The sequence below is a fragment of the Limosilactobacillus avium genome, assembly GCF_947381485.1.
In the GTDB taxonomy this organism is placed as follows: Bacteria; Bacillota; Bacilli; order Lactobacillales; family Lactobacillaceae; genus Limosilactobacillus; species Limosilactobacillus avium.
In genome coordinates this window covers 1-2,424 of the sequence record NZ_CANCWN010000062.1, presented here as the reverse complement: position 1 = coordinate 2,424, position 2,424 = coordinate 1, and the positions used below count along the sequence as shown (strand labels likewise).

General features: G+C 51.9%; 2 rRNA genes. Both read right to left on the bottom strand.

From position 1 onward, the window contains the following. Positions 1-117 (bottom strand): 5S ribosomal RNA (gene rrf / locus QOS01_RS10215). Positions 118-197: 80 nt separating this feature from the next. Then, positions 198-2,424, bottom strand: a 23S ribosomal RNA gene (locus QOS01_RS10210); the annotation flags it as partial.

The following is a 2,424-nucleotide window of genomic DNA, read 5'->3' as shown; positions in this document are numbered from 1 at the left end:
GCGTGGCAACGTCCTATCCTCGCAGGGAGCGATCCCCCAACTACTTTCGGCGTGTTGAAGCTTAACTTCTGTGTTCGGCATGGGAACAGGTGTATCCTTCAAGCCATCATCACCACACTTCGTCTCTTCTGAGACGAGAGCTTGCGCTCTCAAAACTAAACAATATCTAACCTCACCAACAAACCTAACCGCTTTCCTTGGTTAAGTCCTCGACCGATTAGTAATGGTCCGCTCCATGCATCACTGCACTTCCACTTCCATCCTATCTACCACATCATCTTTGTGGGGTCTTACTTCCCCGAAGGGAATGGGAAATCTCATCTCGAGGCGAGTTTCACACTTAGATGCTTTCAGCGTTTATCTCGTCCATACATAGCTACCCAGCGGTGCTCCTGGCGGAACAACTGGTACACCAGCGGTATGTCCATCCCGGTCCTCTCGTACTAAGGACAGGTCCTCTCAAATTTCCTACGCCCGCGACGGATAGGGACCGAACTGTCTCACGACGTTCTGAACCCAGCTCGCGTACCGCTTTAATGGGCGAACAGCCCAACCCTTGGGACCGACTACAGCCCCAGGATGCGATGAGCCGACATCGAGGTGCCAAACCTCCCCGTCGATGTGGACTCTTGGGGGAGATAAGCCTGTTATCCCCAGGGTAGCTTTTATCCGTTGAGCGATGGCCCTTCCATGCGGAACCACCGGATCACTAAGCCCGACTTTCGTCCCTGCTCGACCTGTCTGTCTCGCAGTCAAGCTCGCTTGTGCCTTTACACTCTGCGAATGATTTCCAACCATTCTGAGCGAACCTTTGGGCGCCTCCGTTACCTTTTGGGAGGCGACCGCCCCAGTCAAACTGCCCACCTGACACTGTCTCCCAGCACGTTCAGTGCTGCGGGTTAGAGTGGTCATAATGCAAGGGTAGTATCCCACCAACGCCTCCAGCGAAACTAGCGTTCCGCTTTCTATGGCTCCTACCTATCCTGTACAAGCAGTACAAACACTCAATATCAAGCTACAGTAAAGCTCCATGGGGTCTTTCCGTCCTGTCGCGGGTACCCTGCATCTTCACAGGGATTTCAATTTCACCGAGTCTCTCGTTGAGACAGTGCCCAGATCGTTACGCCTTTCGTGCGGGTCGGAACTTACCCGACAAGGAATTTCGCTACCTTAGGACCGTTATAGTTACGGCCGCCGTTTACTGGGGCTTCAATTCTGAGCTTCGCCGAAGCTAACCCATCCTTTTAACCTTCCAGCACCGGGCAGGCGTCAGCCCCTATACTTCATCTTACGATTTTGCAGAAACCTGTGTTTTTGATAAACAGTCGCCTGGGCCTTTTCACTGCGGCTGGCCTTGCGGCCAGCACCCCTTCTTCCGAAGTTACGGGGTCATTTTGCCGAGTTCCTTAACGAGAGTTCTCTCGCTCACCTTAGGATTCTCTCCTCGACTACCTGTGTCGGTTTGCGGTACGGGCAGTTGAATACTCACTAGAAGCTTTTCTCGGCAGTGTGACATCAGCGACTTCGTTACTAAAATTTCACTCCCCATCACAACTTGTCAACCCGCAACTAAGCATTTGACTCAGTTACTGACTTGTTGCTTGGCCGCACTCTTCCAATCATGCGGTTCGCTTAGCCTCCTGCGTCCCTCCATCATTCAAACGCATTCAACTGGTACAGGAATCTCAACCTGTTATCCATCGCCTACGCCTCTCGGCCTCAGCTTAGGTCCCGACTTACCCTGGGAGGACGAGCCTTCCCCAGGAAACCTTAGTCATTCGGTGGACAGGATTCTCACCTGTCTTTCGCTACTCATACCGGCATTCTCACTTCTAAGCGCTCCACCAGTCCTCACGGTCTGACTTCGCCGCCCTTAGAACGCTCTCCTACCACGTGCACGTAGTGCACATCCACAGTTTCGGTAATATGCTTAGCCCCGGTACATTTTCGGCGCAGGATCACTCGACTAGTGAGCTATTACGCACTCTTTAAATGGTGGCTGCTTCTGAGCCAACATCCTAGTTGTCTATGCAACTCCACATCCTTTTCCACTTAGCATATATTTAGGGACCTTAACTGGTGATCTGGGCTGTTCCCCTTTCGACGGTGGATCTTATCACTCATCGTCTGACTCCTGAGTATAAATCTATGGCATTCGGAGTTTATCTGAAGTTGGTAACCCATGACGGGCCCCTTGTCCAAACAGTAGCTCTACCTCCACGATTCTTTTCCTCAAGGCTCCCCCTAAAGAGATTTCGGAGAGAACCAGCTATCTCCAAGTTCGTTTGGAATTTCACCGCTACCCACACCTCATCCCAGCCATTTTCAACTGACACGGGTTCGGTCCTCCAGTGCGCTTTACCGCACCTTCAACCTGGACATGGGTAGGTCACCTGGTTTCGGGTCTATAACTACATACTTCTT